Raw genomic sequence first — 17,504 nt, forward strand, 5'->3', positions numbered from 1 at the left:
CAGGCCGCGCGTGCGTTGTGCCACGCGCGGACGCGCCTCACGTATAACCGCGCCGGTCGCGCCACGCCGCCGGCCAGATGCCCTGCTTGCCGGGCGCGAGAATGCCGTTCGGGTCGAGCGCGTCCTTGATCGTTTCCGAGAGCCGCAGCAACGCGCCGTCGTTGAAACTGTACTGCGCCGCGGCCAGATCCATGTACGCGAGATGCGCGCGATATTCGCCGTAGCCGGCCGCGCGCGCGTCGCTCATCAGCGAGCGCAGCAGCAAGCCGGCCTGCTCGACCTGGTTGGCGTCGTCGCGGTCGAAGATCGCCGCGAAAATATGATGCAGATGACGCACGCCCGCCGTGAAGCCGCCGTAGTAATCGAAGCCGTATTCCGCGGCGCGCGCCTTGACCATCGTGTATTGGCGCAGCGCGTCGCGGCCGGTCGCCGGACAGATCGGCGCGAAGTCCACATGCGCGCCCGCGCCGCCGCGCCAGTCGAGCATGCGAAACGCGCTCATCGCCGGAATGCCGGCGAGGTTGCGATCGCCGCCTGCGGTGGGCTCGGCGTCGCCCGCGTAACGCGCGGCGAAGAACCTTGCCTGCGGCACGCGAGCGAACGCGCGCTGCACGATCGCATAGCGCGCGTCGATCAGTTCGGGCGTGCCGTACAGCGCGAAATGCAGGTTCCAGCGGCCGACGTTCAGCTTCTCCAGCATCGCCGTCACCGCGCCCTCGGGCATCGCGCCCTTGCCCTCGTACCAGTGCGCGCGCGCCGACAATCCGGCGGCACGCCGCACGCCGCCCTCGATCACCGCGTGATTGCGGATCGTGTCATCGAGCCGCAAGGGCCGCAGGATGTCCACGATCGCTTCGAGATCCGCTTCGTGGCGAAACTGGATCTCGCCGAGCAGATACGCGGGCGGCGCGGGCATCAGCCAGACGCCCAGCTTGGTGACGATGCCGTAGTTCGACTGCATGAACATCGCGTCGAACGACGGCCCATAGCCCGGCTGATACAACTGCCATGCCGTGCCGATGTCGATCCCGCCCATGCCGGTGCGCAACACGTCGCCGTTGGCGAGCACCACTTCCATGCCGCATTGCGTCGCCGCGTGATCGCCGTAAGCGGTGTAGCCGAAGCCGCGCTCGAGCGTATTGCCGACCACGCTGCCCCAACCCGCCGCCGGCGGATCGACCCACAGCCGGTAGCCCTTCTCGCGCAGATGCGCGTGCAGCTCGAAGTAGCTGACGCCCGGCTCCACCAGCGCGTAGGCCAGCGTCTCGTTCACCTCGATGATGCGGTTCATCCGCTGCAGATCGAGCACCACCGAACCCGGCAGCCGTGGCGCGGCGCCGCCATAGGCGAAGTTGCGTCCGGTCGAGACCGTCCACAACGGAATGCGGAATTCGTTGGCGATCCGTAGCACCGCGCGAATCTCGTCGACGGAGGCGGGCAACACCGCGGCGCTCGCCGAAAACGCGGCGGGCTCGCCAGGCGCGAACGGATCGAGATACGCGGCAAGTCCGGCCGCGGAGCTCACCACCTGCGCTTCGCCGACGATCGCGCGCCAGCCGGCGAGCACGCGGTCGAACTGGGCGGCGGAGACGTTCGGCGGCAGGCTGCGGGTCAAGGTGTGTCCCTCGTGAGATGTCGACGATGCATTGGCGTGCGCCTCACTGCCACGCCTCCGGCTTGCCGCCGAGCGCGCTGCATACCTCGACGGCGATCGAGCGCAGCTTGCCTTCCGCGATCGGCCCGGACAACGCGTAGCCCATGCCGTCGCTGACCCAGTAGAAGGTGCGCCGGTTGCCGTCGCGCAACAGGCGGAACGCGGTTTCGTCGCGCGCGCTGCCGGTCACGTACAGCGTGAGCCGCGCGCCGCTCTGATTCTCGTACATGAATTGCGCGGCCGGCCCCGCTTCGCCGGGCAACAGACGCCCGCCCACCAGCGAATAGCCGTACTCCTGCAACGACGGCACCGAGAGCGGCCGGTTCAGGCGTTTGGACAGCCAGCTGATCAGATGCTCTTCCTCGCTCGCGGCCACTTCCACCGGATGACGCCGCTCCGGCGTGTACACCGCATAGGCGATATCGGCGCGCTCGGCGAAGCTCGGCGGCTGGCCGCCCAAGCCGCTCCACGCGCCGCCCGTCAGGCGCGGCGCGAGCGGCCCCAAGGCAAGCGCGAGCCCCGCGCCGGCCGCGAGCCAGCATGCCGCGATGCCGGCGCGCTGCCACCACGGCGCAGGCCGGCGCACCACGATGAAGGCCGGCTCGTCGGCCTCGTTGCGCTCATGGCGCGCGTCGGCTTCGCTGTGCCGCGGCGCGCCGCACAGCGCCCGCAACGCGGCTTTCTGCGCGCGCCACGCGGCCACGCGCGCGGCGGCCTGCGGGTGCTCCCGCAGTTGCGCCTCGACCGCGGCACGCTCCGCGTCCGGCAATTCGCCGTCGATAAACGCCGACAGCGCTCGCAGATCGAGCCCGCCGGGCAAGCTGGAATCGTGGTCGTCGTTATTCATCACGGATTTCTCACTACTTTTAACGGCGCGCTCTTACGCGCCGTTCCCGCGGCCGCCCCGTCGGCCGGCCCCACCGTCAGCAACACGCGCATGTGCTCACGCGCGCGCGAGAGCCGCGACATCACCGTGCCGATCGGCACGCCGAGCGCCTTCGACGCTTCCTGATAAGACAGTTCCTCCACGCACACCAGCAACAGCACTTCGCGCTGCTCGACCGGCAGGCAATACAGCGCGCGCTGCAGATCGCGCAGCACCAGACCGTCGACTTCGCCATGCGGCGCTTCGAGATTGCGCCACGGCGCGCTTTCGTCGTCGACGGCGATCTCGCGGCGGCCGCGCAATTGATCGATATACAGATGCCGCAGGATCGTCAGAAGCCAGGCGCGCAGATTGCTGTCGGGCCGGAACGCCGACCAGCGCGCGAGCGCGCGCTCCGCCGTGTCCTGCACGAGGTCGTCGGCCCACGCGCGGTCGCCCGTCAGTGCGCGCGCATAGCGGCGCAACTGCGGGAGCCACGCAACCACTTCCGCTTCGAAGCTCACCCGGCGCGCAAACGCTCAGTAGCCGCCGCTACTGCTGCCGCCGCTGGTGCTCGACGCGCTGTTGTCCGCCGTCGTGCACGCGCTCGTCGCGAGCGTGCCGAGTGCGAGCGCCATCATCACGAAGAGGATGGAAAAAATGCGGGATGCGTTCATATGAGTCTCCTGATGAGCGCCCGGCTCGAGGCGGGCGCGTGAATGGAGTGTGGGCCGCCGGCTGCAATCCGTCCGATTGCGTGCGGGATGCGAAATGCGTTATGCGTTATGTGCGATGTAACGCCGCCATGCCTGACTTAACGCTGGCACGTGGTGATTTATTCCGCGCGAACGTCACGCCGGCTATCTTTTTCCGCCACACCTATTCCGGCGGCCCGCGCATGGCGGAAGAAAGCGCGATTCGTCGGCAGATTCGTAACTCAACGTTACAGTCAATAGTTATCAGGTGCTTCCCTGCGCACAAGCCGTTATAGTGGTCGCAGTTCGCCCGCCGACGCGTTCCACCCTCATACAGGGTAGAATCGCGGCGAACAACCGTCTTTCTAACCTGAATTGTCCATGGCTTCCGCAGAATCGCATCCGCAAAACGACTTCATGAACGCTGCGCGCAAAGAACGAAAGCGCGTCGAGATCTATCTGGTCAACGGCATTCGCCTGACCGGGTGCATCGAGTCGTTCGATCAGTATCTGGTGATGCTGCGCACGCCTGTCGGCCTGCAAGGCATCTACAAGCGCGCGATCTCGACGATCCAGCTCGACACCGGCACGCGTCCGGCACCGCGCGCGGGGCGGCCTTCGCACGGCGAGCACACCACGCGTGGTCCGCATGGATCGCGCGAACCACGCGATCATCGTGAGCCGCGCGAACCGCGTGAACCGCGCGAGTCGTATGGCGCGCCGTCTTCGGAGCGTTCGTCGTCCGAGCGCGGCAACAGCACGTCCGACGGCCCCGTGGTCGTCACGCGCCGTCGGCGTCTGTTCGGCACCGGCGGCGACGGTAATCACGGCGGCGGCAATCATGGTGGTAACGGCGGCAATGGTGGGAACGGCGGTAACGGCGCCAACGAATAAACGGCCGCCGCGGCGGCCCGCTAGTCCGCCGGATGACCGAGCCGCTGCAAGATCTTCTCCAGACGCATCACCTGTCGTTCCGTCAACTCAAATCCGCTTTTAACCGCCAGCACGCGGCGCCGCCAGTAACCGGCGCTCAGCATGCGCAGCGCCGGTTGTCTCGTTGCCCACTCCAGGTGTTCCAACTCAGCTTCCACGACGTGTGACGCGTTAAAGCGCCGCGTGCGTGCGGGGTCTTTTCGATTCATGCTGTTCGCTGCCTTGTCGTTCGCTGGTCCTTTCCTGCTCCCTTCCCGACTGGACAACCCCGGGTTCACGGCATGCGGCGGATGTGTAGGTGTTCCCGCTCTGCTTTCCTGCGACACTCGGAGCACGAGTCAATGCAGCATGCTTTTAACTCGCCGCGACTCGCTTTGCGTTATGCTGAAATCATTGACTCGCGTCCAACGGAGCATGTCATGACCAGGCAGAAACAGCCCGTACCCCGCAATCCCATGAAAGCGCGGCCGTCCGCCGAGCCGGTTCAGTCCGCCGAGAGCCGGCTTGACGAAGCACTCGAGGAAAGCTTTCCCGCCAGCGATCCGATCGCCGTCGATATGACGGATCCGCATCACGTGTCGGTGAAAGAGGTGTCGTCGGCGGGCAAGAAGCGGCATTAGAGTCGGCGAGTCGGCGAGTCGCCGCCTCTCGCGCACGGCGTGTGTGCGCTGGCGAGACGAGCACGAACCCGGAAGATGATCCGCCGTAATTTGAGGGGAATTATTCCGGGCCGCAGCGGAAAACCAGCGGCTCACGCTCACGCGCTATCGTTCATCCGGCAAACCTGCCGCGCCGATTCGTTGTGGGATGTGTGCCGCGGAAAACAGCGGCGGTAGCCGCTTATGGACCCGCGATTCGAGCGCGGCTAGAAACAGCCCGCGCGAGGTGCCCCGCGGTGACTCGAGCGGCGGCGATCGATGCCGCCGCCTTACCCTCTGGCAGCCTTCAAACCATCGCGCTCAGTGCGAGGGCAAGCCGCTTTCCAATTGACGCTGCAGATCGCGCACCTGGCGTTGCGCGGCGCGCAGTTGCTCCTGCGCGGCGGCCTTTTGCTGCGCGAGCGCCGTTGCTTCGGCGCGGGTCTGCTGCTGCTGGCTCGCGACGATGGTCTGCTGCCGGTGCGCCACGTCGAGGTCGGCTTGCAGGCGGTTCGCGCGGTCTTGCGACAATGCGATCATCCGGTCCGTGAACGCCTTCTGCGCCTCGAGTTGCGTGCGGCGAATCTCGACGTCCGACAGTTGCAGCGTCTGACGCACGAAATCCTTGTAGATCATGTCGGCGCGCGTCGCGTCCTGCGTCTTGATGACGCGCCAGAAATTCTTCTGCTGGAACAAGGCCACGTAGTACGTCATCTCCTTGCCGTAAAACAGCAAGCTCGCGCCGTAACTGCCGTTGTATGTCGTGCGCAATTCGCTCACGTCCGAGCCGCGGATCATCTGCTGCAATTCCGCAACGTTCCCCGCGGCGGATTGCTTCGCTTCGTCCGGCGTCAGCACGGTGGTCTGCGCTTGTCCAGACTGAGCGGGCTGGTCACCCTGCGCGGCGCCCGGCTGGGAAACGACGCCAGCGCTCGCGCCGCTATCCGTCATCGCCTGCGCGGCGACGCCTTGCACGGCCCCCATCGTGACCAGTGCGGCCAAGGCAATCTGTCGTAGTTTCGACTTGTGGTCCATGTAAATCCTGCTTAAACAGTTTTTGTTTTAGTACAACCGTCTCATTATTACTCAGTTTCGCGTGTTTCGGGCTCTTCGTCAAAAATTTGGTACTTGCGCATTTTTCCCCACAACATCTTGCGGCTGATGCCCAGATTGAGCGCTGTATCCTGGCGGCGCCAGCCGTTGCGTCGAGCGGCGCAAGCACGCGGTTGGGCTCCGCCATGTCCCATTTGCCGCGGTCCACCCACGCTTGCGCGGCGCTTTCGGCCGGCACCGGCTGGCTTGCGCTCGCAAGCGCGGGCGATGCAATTGCAGGCCGACTACCTCAGCGTGCGAACGGGTTAGGTGCGCCTGAGAGTTTCAATGTGGCGAAGGCGTTCGATATTCCGAGGGCGTCGAAATCCGACGACTCGGACCTTCCTGACTTGCCGGGTCATCAATCCGGCGTCGATCAACTTCGTGCGTACAGGTGCAAGCTTTTCGCTAACCAACGAGTGGCCGCTGAAAATCGGCACCGCCATCGCACTCACCGGTCAATACAGCGCGGTCTCGCTCGCGACCTTTGAACGGATGTCGTTCGGCGCGCAGCGTTTTGCGCAAGGCCATCAACCGGGCGAAGCGTCAGGCGATTCCGATTGGAGCGATGTTCGCAGGCAACTGTTCGTTCACGCCGAGCTTCACGTATCGGCGCACATTCACGCCCTATGTTTCGTTCGACACGGCGCGTGTCGGTGTGCATGCGAGTAGCACTTCGCGGTCGAGGCTTGCGTCGATTGCGCTCGGTTTCAGGATCTCGGACGCGAAGTACTACAGCCTGGGATCTTGCAGTGGCCAAAGCGATCGGCGACGCGTCTTTGGAAGGCGCATCGCGCAGCCCGCGCATCAACGCGACCTTCTCGTACCAGCTGAATCGATGCGCACGGCGCGGCGTGCTGATTAGAGGTTCCACTATCAAACGACGCACGCGCTTTCACGTATTCTGCGCAAACGCTCTCGACCGGCGGGCGTGCAAGCCGCGAGTCGAGAGTCGCAAGTGGCAAGTCAATACCCCTGAAGCAAGAACCCAAGCGCCATATCAGGCATCACGGCGGCGAGTGACTCAAGTCCGCCCGAGATGCCAATCACGCCGCGCGCTCATGATCGCGCCGTCTTTTATCAAGGAGGAAGACAATGACGCAGTTCACCCAACGCACCCGTGCAATCGCGCTTCGCGCAGCCAGGCATGCAGCGCTCGCCGGCGTACTGCTCGCCGGCGCCGTCACGGCAATGGCGCAGACCGACAGCCCGGTCGGCACATGGCAAACCATCGACGATCACACCGGTCAGCCCAAAGCGCTCGTGCAGATCGCTCAGGACGACGACGGTTCGCTCAACGGCAAGGTGATCAAGGGACTGGGCCCGAACGACCAGCCGGGTCGCCGGTGCACCGCATGCACGGACGCGCGCAAGGATCAGCCGATTCTCGGCATGACGATCATCAACGATATGAAAAAGGACGGCGACGGCTGGGACCACGGCCAGATTCTCGATCCGGAAAACGGCAAGGTCTACAAGTGCAAGATGCACCTGGAAGATGGCGGGAACAAGTTGGTGGTGCGCGGCTATATCGGCGTTTCGCTGCTGGGCCGCTCGCAGACCTGGGTACGTCAGCAATAGCCCACGGACAATCCAGGCGCCGACGCCTGATCGCCTGTTAAGACGGATTGGCAGCCAGTTGGACGTTGGAGCCGCCTACGTGCCGCAGCCCCGATAGAAAAGAAAACGGCCGACGATCATTATCGTTCGGCCGTTTTTGTGCCTGAAATCGGCTAGGTGTAGTTGTCATGCAGCGTGCTTGAAGGGCGACGCATACGCGAACGGCGAGGACGGCTGTGGTTTGGACGGTGCCGGACTGTACCCCGCGGGGGCCGCAATCTGGGTCGTAGCCTCTTGTGCTTCAACGCTCTTCTGTTCCGCGCTCGCGTGGGTACGCATGCGGGCTTCCATTAAATTGCAGAGTTCTTCGCTTGCCGCGCCGAACAGTTGCTCCATTACACGTTTGAGGACGCCGGATTCGTGCCAGGCCTTGAAGCGACGATGGCAGGTTTGGTAGGACGGGTATTTGCGCGGCATGGCGGACCAGGTAGCGCCGCTGTACATCACCCACAGCACGCCATTCAGTACGGAACGGGTATTGGCAAGCGGCCGGCCGCGCAGTTCGGAACGCGGACGCAGCTCGGGCAACAACGGTGCGACGCGTTGCCATTCTTCGTCATTGATGTCACGGTACGGATTCATGGTTTCTCCTTTGTCAGAATCACGACAAAAGATATCCAGTCGTCCGGTGAGGGAATATAAGACGAGTCCGAATCTTGAAAATACGCCGCCGGACCGCGTGTATTCGCGTAGCGGATCGTGATCTATCGCGAAAGCATCACGGCCCGCTCCCGGCAGCGCTTCAGGTCAACGACGTATCGACGATCCGGCGCGGCGCGTCGAGATACTCCTTCGACTGCATTTCGACGATGCGCGACACCGTGCGCGTAAATTCGTTAGCCATCGGTCCGTCGACGTACAACTGCTCGGCCGGCACCGCGGCGGACATCAACAGCTTGACCTTGTGGTCGTAGAACACGTCGATCAGCCAGGTGAAACGGCGCGCCTCCGAGGCCATGCGCGCCGACATCTGCGGCACGCCGGAGAGAATCACCGCGTGAAAGCGGCTCGCCAGTTCGAGGTAATCGTTCTGCGAGCGCGGCCCGCCGCATAGCGTGGCGAAATCGAACCACACGACACCGTCCGCGCGGCGCAGCGCTTTCAGCTCGCGTTTTTCGATGTGCAGAATCGGGCTCTCGTCAGGCACGGCGGCGAGACGCGCGAAAGCGTCGCGCAACGCCTTGTCGGCGGCCGCGCCGAGCGGCGTGTGATACACCTCGACCTGAGCCAGCGTGCGTTGCCGGTAGTCGACGCCGGCGTCGACGTTGATCACGTCGACCTTCTCCTTGATCAGTTCGATCGCCGGCAGCATGCGATCACGGTGCAGGCCATCCGGATACAACGTGTCCGGCGCGTAATTGGACGTCATCACGAACTGCACGCCGTTCTCGAACAGCTTGTCGAGCAGACGGTACAGGATCATCGCATCGGCAATGTCGGACACGTGGAATTCGTCGAAACAGATCAGCCGGTAGCGCTTGGCGATACGAAGCGCGAGTTCGTCGAGCGGATCGGCCCGACCCTTCAGTTCTTCCAGTTCGCGATGCACCTCGCGCATGAACTCGTGGAAATGCAGCCGCGTTTTGCGCTGCACCGGCACGATCATGTAGAAGCTGTCCATGAGGAAGCTCTTGCCCCGCCCCACGCCGCCCCACATGTACACGCCGCGCGGCCGGTCCGGGTGGATGATCAGTTTCTTGAACGCATTGGAGCGGCGCGATTTGTATTCGACCCACTCTTCATAGCACCGTTGCAGACGGTCGACCGCCGCGCGCTGCGCCGGGTCCGATTGATAACCCCGCGTCTGCAGTTCTTTTTCGTAGTATTCGGTGACGTTCATTGTGTTGCTGCAAAAAGAAAGGCGGGAGGGATTGAACCCGCCCGCCTTTGTGGTGATGCGAAAGTGCTGCGATCAGTCAGGCGTGCGCGTCATTACATGTTCAGCGCGCGCTTGTCGACGGCCAGCGCCGCCTCGCGCATGACTTCCGACAGCGACGGGTGCGGATGGCAAATACGGCCGAGATCTTCCGACGCCGCCTTGAACTCCATCGCCACGACGGCTTCCGCGATCAGGTCCGACGCATTCGCCGAAATGATGTGCACGCCGAGCAGTTCGTCGGTCTTCGCGTCGGCGATCATCTTGACGAAACCATCCGCCTTGTTGATGCCGAGCGCGCGGCCGTTCGCCATGAACGGGAACTGACCCGTCTTGATCTCGCGGCCTTCCGCCTTCAGTTGCTGCTCCGTCTTGCCGACCCATGCGATTTCCGGTTCGGTGTAGATGACCCACGGAACGCAGTTGTAGTCGATGTGCGGCTTCTGACCGTCGATGATTTCCGCGACCAGCACGCCTTCGTCCTCGGCCTTGTGCGCGAGCATCGGGCCACGCACCACGTCGCCGATTGCGTACACGTTCGGCACCGCGGTCGCGCAGTGATCGTCGACGTCGATGAAGCCGCGGTCGTTGGCCTTCAGGCCGATGGCTTCGAGACCGAGGTTGTCGGTGTTCGGCACGCGGCCGATCGACACGATCAGGCGGTCGGCTTCGAGCGTTTGCGCGTTGCCGTCCTTGTCCGTGTAAGCGATCGTGACGCTGTTCGCGGTGGTCTTCACTTCGCCGACCTTCACGCCGACGTGAATGTCGAGACCCTGCTTCTTGAACTGCTTGGCGGCTTCTTTCGCGAGCGCCTGGTCGGCGGCGCCGAGGAATTCCGGCAGCGCTTCGAGCACGGTCACTTCCGCGCCGAGACGGCGCCACACCGAGCCCAGTTCCAGACCGATCACGCCCGCGCCGATCACGGCCAGCTTCTTCGGCGCCGTGTCGAAGCTCAAGGCGCCTTCGTTGTCCGACACGATCTTGTTGTCGACCGGCACGTTCGGCAGATGACGCGCCTTCGAGCCCGTCGCGATGATCACGTTCTTCGCCGTGACCACTTCGGTTTCGCCTTCGCCGCTCACTTCGATCTGCACGCCGGCGTCCGTCCTGCCGGTGAACTTGCCGTGACCTTTGAGCCACGTGATCTTGTTCTTGCGGAACAGGAATTCGATACCCTTCGTCATCTTCTCGACGATGCCTTCCTTGCGGGCCAGCATCTTCGTGATGTCGATCTTCACGTCCGACACGTTGATGCCGTGATCGGCGAGATGGTGCTGCGCGTTTTCAAATTCCTCCGACGAGGCGAGCAGCGCCTTCGACGGAATGCAGCCCACGTTCAGACACGTGCCGCCGAGCTTCAGCGCGCCGGCCGGGTTCTTCCATTTTTCGATACATGCAACCGTCTTGCCGAGCTGTGCGGCGCGAATTGCAGCGATATAGCCGCCGGGGCCTGCGCCGATCACGACGACGTCAAATTCTTTGGACATGACAATCCTTTTTATGACGGAACGGCGCGCGGCCACGTTTCGTGGCGCGCCCTGTTCCTGTACTGCGGAATGCGAAAGACGTGATGCTTATAGGGCGCCAGTTTGCGCAATGGCAACCGGCGCCGGCCGGAGCGGCTTTTACAGGTCGAGCAGCAGGCGCGCCGGGTCTTCCAGCGCGTCCTTCATGGCGACCAGCGACAGCACCGCTTCGCGGCCGTCGATGATCCGGTGGTCGTATGACAGCGCCAGATAGTTCATCGGACGGATCACGATCTGGCCGTTTTCGACCACGGCGCGTTCCTTGGTGGCGTGCACGCCGAGAATCGCGGATTGCGGCGGGTTGATGATCGGGGTCGACAGCATCGAACCGAACACACCGCCGTTCGAGATCGAGAACGTACCGCCGGTCATTTCGTCGATCGACAGCTTGCCGTCTTTCGCCTTCTGGCCGAATTCGGCGATCTTCTTCTCGATTTCCGCGAGGCTCAACTGATCCGCGTTGCGCAGGATCGGCACCACCAGACCGCGCGGCGAACCGACAGCGATACCGATGTCGAAATAGCCGTGATAGACGATGTCGTTACCGTCGATCGACGCATTCACCAGCGGGAACTTCTTCAGCGCGTGAACGGCCGCCTTCACGAAGAACGACATGAAGCCGAGCTTCACGCCATGTTCCTTCTCGAACTTGTCCTTGTACTTGTTGCGCAGGTCCATCACCGGCGCCATGTTCACTTCGTTGAACGTGGTGAGGATGGCGTTGGTTTGCTGCGACTCGAGCAGACGCTCGGCGATACGCGCGCGCAGACGCGACATCGGCACGCGTTGTTCCGGGCGGTCTTTCAGCCATTGATCAGCCGACGCCGGCGCCTTGACGTCCGGCAGCGACGGCTTGGCAGCCTTCGGTGCGGCGGCCGGTGCCGGTGCCGCGGCCTTGGCGGCGGGAGCGCCCGCGGTCAGCACGTCGCCCTTGGTGATGCGGCCGTCGCGGCCCGTGCCGGCGACGTCGCCGGACGACAGACCCTTCTCGGCCATCAGCTTGCCGGCAGCCGGCGAAGCAGCTGTGTTCGCACCCGTTGCGGATGCGGCTTGAGCCGCCGGTGCGGCAGCCGGTGCGGCGACAGGCGCCGGCTTGACTTCGGCTTCGACAGCAGCGGCGCCGGCCGTGCCTTCGGTGTCGATCTTGGCGATGACCTGATCGGCGGTGACGGTGTCGCCGTCGTTCGCGATGACTTGCGCGAGCACGCCGGCCGAGGGTGCCGGCACTTCGAGCACGACCTTGTCGGTCTCGATTTCGATGAGAATTTCGTCTTGAGCCACAGCCTCGCCGGGCTTCTTCTTCCACTGCAGCATCGTGGCTTCCGAAACCGACTCGGAAAGCTGGGGAACCTTGACTTCAACAATAGCCATTATGAATATCCTGAATACGTATCGGGTGACGGCGCGCGATCCATGGACTCGACGACCGCCTGCGAACCATGTCTGCCGCGAATGAACCCTCAATGGTCACTGGATGCGGCACGGGAAAGCGCGTGGCGCTTTCCCGGTTCGTCTGTTTTCGTTATTTAGCGATCGACGCGCTCTTGAGGCGGCCGAAAGCGCCTTCGACCAGCGCCTTCTGCTGCTCGTAGTGCTTCGCGTAGTAGCCGACTGCCGGCGAAGCCGAAGCCGGACGACCGCTGTATGCCAGCTTCTGCCCGTCCTTCATGCCTTCCTTCAGGTGGTGCTCGATGTAGAACCACGGGCCCTGATTCTGCGGCTCGTCCTGCACCCACACCACTTCGGTCGCGTTGTCGTACTTCTTCATTTCCGCTTCGAACTGCTTATGCGCGAACGGATAGAGCTGTTCGATACGGATGATCGCGACGTCGTTCGACTTCGATTCACGGCGATGCGCGAGCAGGTCGTAATAGACGCGGCCCGAGCAAATCACGACGCGCTTGACCTTCTTCGCGTCGATGGCCTGATCGATCTCACCGATTACCGGCTGGAACGAACCGTTGGCCAGTTCCGACAGATCCGACACGGCTTCCTTGTGACGCAGCAGCGACTTCGGCGTGGCGACGATCAGCGGCTTGCGGAACAGGCGGATCATCTGACGGCGCAGCAGGTGGAAAATCTGCGCCGGCGTGGTCGGCTGAACGACCTGCATGTTGTGGTCCGCGCACAGTTGCAGGAAACGTTCGATCCGCGCCGACGAGTGCTCAGGACCCTGGCCTTCGTAGCCGTGCGGCAGCAGCATGGTAAGGCCCGACACACGGCCCCACTTCACTTCACCCGACGAGATGAACTGGTCGATCACGACTTGCGCGCCGTTCACGAAGTCGCCGAACTGCGCTTCCCATGCGACGAACGTATTCGGTTCAGCGGTCGAGTAGCCGTATTCGAAGCCGAGCACCGCTTCTTCCGACAACACCGAGTCGATCACCGTGAACTTCGCCTGACCTTCGGCGATGTTCTGCAGCGGCACGTAGGTGCCGTCGTTCCAGCGTTCGCGATTCTGATCGTGCAGCACCGCGTGACGGTGCGTGAACGTGCCGCGGCCCGAGTCCTGACCGGTCAGGCGCACTGCGTAGCCCGACGCGACCAGCGACGCGAACGCGAGGTGTTCGCCCATGCCCCAGTCGAGCTTCGCTTCGCCACGGCCCATTGCGCGGCGGTCATTGATGACGCGCTCGACCAGCGGGTGAACCTTGAAGTTTTCGGGAATCGTGGTGATGCGCTCGGCGAGGCGCTTCAATTCGGCGAGCGGCACGGCCGTGTCGGCTGCGTCGGTCCATTTGCGGTTCAGAAACGGCACCCAATCCACCGCGTACTTGCTCTTGTAGTTCGAGAGCACCGGGTCGACGGTGTGATGGCCTTCGTCCATCGCCTTGCGGTAAGCCTTGACGTATTCGTCCGCGTCGGTCGCCGTGATCACGCCTTGCTGCGTCAGCTTTTCAGCGTACAGCGCGCGCGTGCCCGGATGCTTGGCGATCGTCTTGTACATCAGCGGCTGCGTGACAGCCGGCGTGTCCTGCTCGTTGTGGCCGAGCTTACGGAAGCAGACGATGTCGACGACGACGTCCTTGTGGAACTGCATCCGGAAGTCGATGGCCAACTGTGTGGCCAGCACGACCGCTTCCGGATCGTCGCCGTTCACGTGCAGCACCGGCGCCTCGATCATCTTGACGACGTCCGAGCAGTACAACGTGGAGCGCGAATCGCGCGGGTCCGACGTCGTGAAACCGATCTGGTTGTTGATGACGATATGCAGCGTGCCGTGCGTGCCGTAACCACGCGTTTGCGCGAGGTTCAGCGTTTCCATCACGACGCCCTGGCCCGCGAAGGCCGCGTCGCCATGGATCTGCACCGGCAGCACTTGCAGGCCGTTGTCGTCGCCGCGACGATCCATGCGCGCCTTCGCCGAACCTTCGACCACCGGGTTGACGATTTCGAGGTGCGACGGATTGAACGCGAGCGACAGGTGAACCGGGCCGCCGTCGGTTGAGATATCCGACGAGAAACCCTTGTGGTATTTCACGTCGCCGGCCGGCAGGTCGTCGACATGCTTGCCTTCGAATTCGGCGAACAGATCGGCCGGCATCTTGCCGAGCGTATTGACCAGCACGTTCAGACGGCCACGGTGAGCCATGCCGATGACGATTTCCTGCACGCCGCGGGCGCCGCCATGACGCACGACTTCGTCCATCGACGCGATGAAGCTTTCGCCGCCTTCGAGCGAGAAGCGCTTCTGGCCGACGTACTTGGTGTGCAGGAAGCGCTCGAGGCCTTCGGCGGCCGTCAGGCGATTCAGGATGTGCTTTTTCTTTTCGTTGGAGAAGTTCGGCGTCGAGCGAATCGACTCGAGCTTCTCCTTCCACCAGCGCTTCTGTTCCGGATCGCTGAGGTACATGTACTCGGCGCCGATCGTGCCGCAGTACGTGTCGCGCAATGCCTTGACGATCTCGCGCAGCGAAGCGCGCTCGAATCCGAAATACAGATTCGTTGCGCTGAACTCCTGGTCCATGTCGGCTTCGGTGAAGTCGTAGAACGCGGGTTCAAGCTCGGGGATCGCGGGACGTTCGCGGCGCTTCAGAGGATCGAGATTGGCCCATTGCGAGCCGAGGAAGCGATATGCGCCGATGAGGGACTGCACATAGACTTGCTTTCGCGCAGTGGCGAGATCTTCGCCACCGGTTGCCGTGCGCGGGATGAAGGCGTTGGCCTTGGCCCGTTGAGCAAACGATTCGACGATCGGGCCGTGGGCCACGTCGTTGGCACTGGTGCCATCCGATGCAGGGACGTTCTGCAACGCGTCGAAATAGCTGCGCCAGTTCTCGGGCACTGACGCCGGATTGTCGAGATATGCTTCGTACATTTCTTCAACGTACGGAGCATTGCCGCCGAACAGATAAGAGTTCGACTGGAATTGCTTCATCATTTTTACGCTCACCTTTCTTCGAGTTTCTCGAGAAATAGCGGGTTACAGAACCTTCCGCGACACGGCCTGACCGTTTAGCGGATTGCGCGAATCAAGTCTTGCTTGGAAGGACCTAAAACTTTGCACCCGGGGAGCATAGCACAGATCAAATAGTCCAGATAGCCGACGGTTTGCCGCTCAAGCCCGCCGCGACGGGCTTTGCGGCCGGTATCCAGTGCGCGCAACGGTCTTTCTGCGATAAACGTGGACGAACGCGCATCAACGGTTTGCCAACCGCTAGCAACTACGCACAGCGCGATTCGCGCGCCAGAAACGGCAAAAGCCACCCGGAGGTGGCTTTTGCCTGTCTTACCTTGCCATCATGCCGCGCAAGGCGAGGTCAATCAGTCCACGGCGCCCTTACGGCTTGCGCTGCGGCGCTCGTGTTCCTTCAGATAACGCTTGCGCAGACGGATCGATTGCGGCGTGACTTCGACCAGTTCATCGTCGTCGATGAATTCAACCGCGTATTCCAGCGACATCTGGATCGGCGGCACGAGGCGCACCGCTTCGTCGGTACCCGACGAACGCACGTTGGTCAATTGCTTGCCCTTGATCGGGTTCACGACCAGGTCGTTGTCCCGGCTGTGAATGCCGATGATCATGCCTTCGTACAGCGGCTCGCCCGGCGACACGAACATACGGCCGCGATCCTGCAATTTCCACAGCGCGTAAGCGACTGCCGCGCCGTCGTCCTGCGAAATCAGCACGCCGTTGCGACGCTCGCCGACCGCGCCTTCCCTGACCGGCTGATACGAGTCGAACGTGTGGCTCATCAGGCCCGTGCCGCGCGTGAGCGTGAGGAATTCCGACTGGAAGCCGATCAGACCACGTGCCGAAATGCGGTACTCGAGACGCGTGCGGCCACGGCCGTCCGACGCCATGTCGAGCATTTCGCCCTTACGGCGGCCGAGTTCTTCCATCACGCCGCCCTGGTGGGCGTCTTCCATGTCGACGGTCAGGTTTTCGTACGGCTCGTGCTTCACACCGTCGATTTCCTGCATCACCACGCGCGGACGCGACACGGCCAGCTCGTAGCCTTCACGGCGCATGTTTTCGACGAGAATGGTCAGGTGCAATTCACCGCGGCCGGCCACTTCGAAGGTGGTTTCGTCGCCGGTTTCCTTCACGCGCAGTGCGACGTTGTGGTTCAGCTCCTTCATCAGACGGTCGCGAATCTGACGGCTCGTGACGAACTTGCCTTCGCGGCCAGCGAGCGGCGACGAGTTGACGAGGAAGTTCATGGTCAGCGTGGGTTCGTCGACGGTGATCATCGGCAGCGCTTCCGGCTGTTCGGGCGAGCAGATGGTCACGCCGATGCCGATTTCCTCGATACCGTTGATCAGCACGATGTCGCCGGCCTCGGCCGATTCGACCTGCACGCGCTCCAGGCCCTTGAACGACAGCACCTGGTTGATCTTGCGATTCAGGATCGCGCCGTCGGGGCCCGAACGCACGGCTACGGCCATGCCCGGCTTGATGCGGCCGCGCGTGATGCGGCCCACGCCGATACGGCCAACATACGACGAATAGTCGAGCGACGTGATCTGCAGTTGCAGCGGCGCTTCCGGATCGGCCGGGCGAACCGGTACGTGTTGCAGCACGGCGTCGAACAGCGGACGCATGTCGCCTTCACGCACGTCCGGCGTCAGGCCGGCGTAGCCGTTCAAGCCCGATGCGTAGACGATCGGGAAGTCGAGCTGCTCGTCCGACGCGCCCAGCTTGTCAAACAGGTCGAAGGTCTGGTTGATCACCCAGTCGATGCGCGCGCCCGGACGGTCCACCTTGTTGATCACGACGATCGGCTTCAGGCCGAGCGCCAGCGCTTTCTTGGTCACGAAGCGCGTTTGCGGCATCGGGCCTTCGACGGCATCCACCAGCAGCAGCACCGAGTCGACCATCGACAGCACGCGCTCCACTTCACCGCCGAAGTCGGCGTGGCCCGGCGTGTCGACGATATTGATGTGCGTGCCTTCGTATTCGACCGCGCAGTTCTTCGACAGAATCGTGATGCCACGTTCTTTTTCGATGTCGTTCGAGTCCATCACGCGTTCGACGACCTGCTGGTTCTCGCGGAACGTGGCGGTCTGGCGGAGGAGCTGGTCGACGAGCGTGGTCTTGCCGTGGTCGACGTGGGCAATGATGGCGATGTTGCGTAGGGCGCGGGTCATAGGAAACCTGG

Annotated in this window: 15 protein-coding genes and 2 pseudogenes; 4 read left to right on the forward strand and 13 right to left on the reverse strand. The window is 63.2% G+C overall.

The annotated features are described in order from the left end of the window. Positions 1 to 37 precede the first annotated feature (37 nt). Genes CUJ90_RS10970 through CUJ90_RS32825 form a run of 4 tightly spaced genes read right to left on the reverse strand, consistent with a single transcriptional unit; the run spans position 38 to position 3,196 of the window. A complete protein-coding gene (locus CUJ90_RS10970) occupies positions 38 to 1,615 on the reverse strand; it encodes an FAD-binding oxidoreductase (RefSeq protein ID WP_114162695.1) in 1,578 nt (525 codons plus the stop codon). A 43-nt stretch (positions 1,616 to 1,658) separates the two neighbouring features. Next, positions 1,659 to 2,501 (reverse strand): anti-sigma factor family protein, encoded by an 843-nt coding sequence (locus tag CUJ90_RS10975; RefSeq protein ID WP_073429885.1) that lies wholly within the window; start codon positions 2,499 to 2,501, stop codon positions 1,659 to 1,661. Continuing rightward, a complete protein-coding gene (locus CUJ90_RS10980) occupies positions 2,501 to 3,043 on the reverse strand; it encodes an RNA polymerase sigma factor (RefSeq protein ID WP_083083908.1) in 543 nt (180 codons plus the stop codon). Before CUJ90_RS10980 ends, CUJ90_RS10975 begins: the two co-directional genes overlap by 1 nt. Before the next feature lie 15 nt (positions 3,044 to 3,058). Next, on the reverse strand, positions 3,059 to 3,196 hold the full coding sequence (locus CUJ90_RS32825) for a hypothetical protein (protein WP_167449654.1): 138 nt from the start codon (positions 3,194 to 3,196) through the stop codon (positions 3,059 to 3,061). Positions 3,197 to 3,595: 399 nt separating this feature from the next. Between CUJ90_RS32825 and hfq the strand changes: the two genes are divergently transcribed. Next, positions 3,596 to 4,108 carry an RNA chaperone Hfq gene (gene hfq, locus CUJ90_RS10985; protein WP_083083909.1) on the forward strand — a complete coding sequence of 171 codons (513 nt, stop codon included), beginning with the start codon at positions 3,596 to 3,598 and terminating at the stop codon, positions 4,106 to 4,108. A gap of 20 nt (positions 4,109 to 4,128) precedes the next feature. On the opposite strand, the gene CUJ90_RS10990 is transcribed toward hfq, so the two are convergent. Beyond that, positions 4,129 to 4,356, reverse strand: coding sequence for a hypothetical protein (locus tag CUJ90_RS10990; protein ID WP_073429882.1), 228 nt, complete (start codon positions 4,354 to 4,356; stop codon positions 4,129 to 4,131). 210 nt (positions 4,357 to 4,566) lie between these two features. Between CUJ90_RS10990 and CUJ90_RS10995 the strand changes: the two genes are divergently transcribed. Next, entirely contained in the window at positions 4,567 to 4,767 is a 201-nt protein-coding gene (locus tag CUJ90_RS10995) for a hypothetical protein (protein WP_083084329.1), read from the forward strand. A gap of 339 nt (positions 4,768 to 5,106) precedes the next feature. On the opposite strand, the gene CUJ90_RS11000 is transcribed toward CUJ90_RS10995, so the two are convergent. Both CUJ90_RS11000 and CUJ90_RS11005 read right to left on the reverse strand, forming a co-directional pair. Beyond that, a complete protein-coding gene (locus tag CUJ90_RS11000; RefSeq protein WP_114162696.1) occupies positions 5,107 to 5,820 on the reverse strand; it encodes a DUF2968 domain-containing protein in 714 nt (237 codons plus the stop codon). A 47-nt stretch (positions 5,821 to 5,867) separates the two neighbouring features. Further along, positions 5,868 to 6,091, reverse strand: a pseudogene (locus tag CUJ90_RS11005) (helix-turn-helix domain-containing protein); the annotation flags it as partial. Here CUJ90_RS11005 and CUJ90_RS33815 point away from each other — a divergent pair. Next, positions 6,073 to 6,713: pseudogene (locus tag CUJ90_RS33815) on the forward strand (ShlB/FhaC/HecB family protein); the annotation flags it as partial. The pseudogenes CUJ90_RS11005 and CUJ90_RS33815 overlap by 19 nt on opposite strands. Before the next feature lie 259 nt (positions 6,714 to 6,972). Continuing rightward, positions 6,973 to 7,458 (forward strand): DUF2147 domain-containing protein, encoded by a 486-nt coding sequence (locus CUJ90_RS11015; protein WP_114162697.1) that lies wholly within the window; start codon positions 6,973 to 6,975, stop codon positions 7,456 to 7,458. Between the two features lie 165 nt (positions 7,459 to 7,623). Here CUJ90_RS11015 and CUJ90_RS11020 read toward each other — a convergent pair whose 3' ends face one another. From CUJ90_RS11020 to typA, 6 genes are all read right to left on the reverse strand, one after another. Next, positions 7,624 to 8,079 carry a transposase gene (locus CUJ90_RS11020; protein WP_073429878.1) on the reverse strand — a complete coding sequence of 152 codons (456 nt, stop codon included), beginning with the start codon at positions 8,077 to 8,079 and terminating at the stop codon, positions 7,624 to 7,626. 160 nt (positions 8,080 to 8,239) lie between these two features. Continuing rightward, the gene (zapE, locus tag CUJ90_RS11025; protein ID WP_073429877.1) at positions 8,240 to 9,337 is read right to left on the reverse strand and encodes a cell division protein ZapE; all 1,098 of its coding nucleotides are present in this window, start codon (positions 9,335 to 9,337) and stop codon (positions 8,240 to 8,242) included. 92 nt (positions 9,338 to 9,429) lie between these two features. Then, a complete protein-coding gene (gene lpdA, locus CUJ90_RS11030; protein WP_114162698.1) occupies positions 9,430 to 10,860 on the reverse strand; it encodes a dihydrolipoyl dehydrogenase in 1,431 nt (476 codons plus the stop codon). Positions 10,861 to 10,998: 138 nt separating this feature from the next. Then, positions 10,999 to 12,270 (reverse strand): 2-oxoglutarate dehydrogenase complex dihydrolipoyllysine-residue succinyltransferase, encoded by a 1,272-nt coding sequence (gene odhB, locus CUJ90_RS11035; protein WP_073429875.1) that lies wholly within the window; start codon positions 12,268 to 12,270, stop codon positions 10,999 to 11,001. Between the two features lie 151 nt (positions 12,271 to 12,421). After that, entirely contained in the window at positions 12,422 to 15,283 is a 2,862-nt protein-coding gene (locus CUJ90_RS11040) for a 2-oxoglutarate dehydrogenase E1 component (protein WP_073429874.1), read from the reverse strand. A 383-nt stretch (positions 15,284 to 15,666) separates the two neighbouring features. Next, positions 15,667 to 17,493, reverse strand: coding sequence for a translational GTPase TypA (gene typA / locus CUJ90_RS11045; RefSeq protein WP_114162699.1), 1,827 nt, complete (start codon positions 17,491 to 17,493; stop codon positions 15,667 to 15,669). Positions 17,494 to 17,504 lie beyond the last annotated feature (11 nt).

The sequence above is a fragment of the Paraburkholderia terricola genome (assembly GCF_003330825.1).
GTDB lineage: Bacteria > Pseudomonadota > Gammaproteobacteria > Burkholderiales > Burkholderiaceae > Paraburkholderia > Paraburkholderia terricola.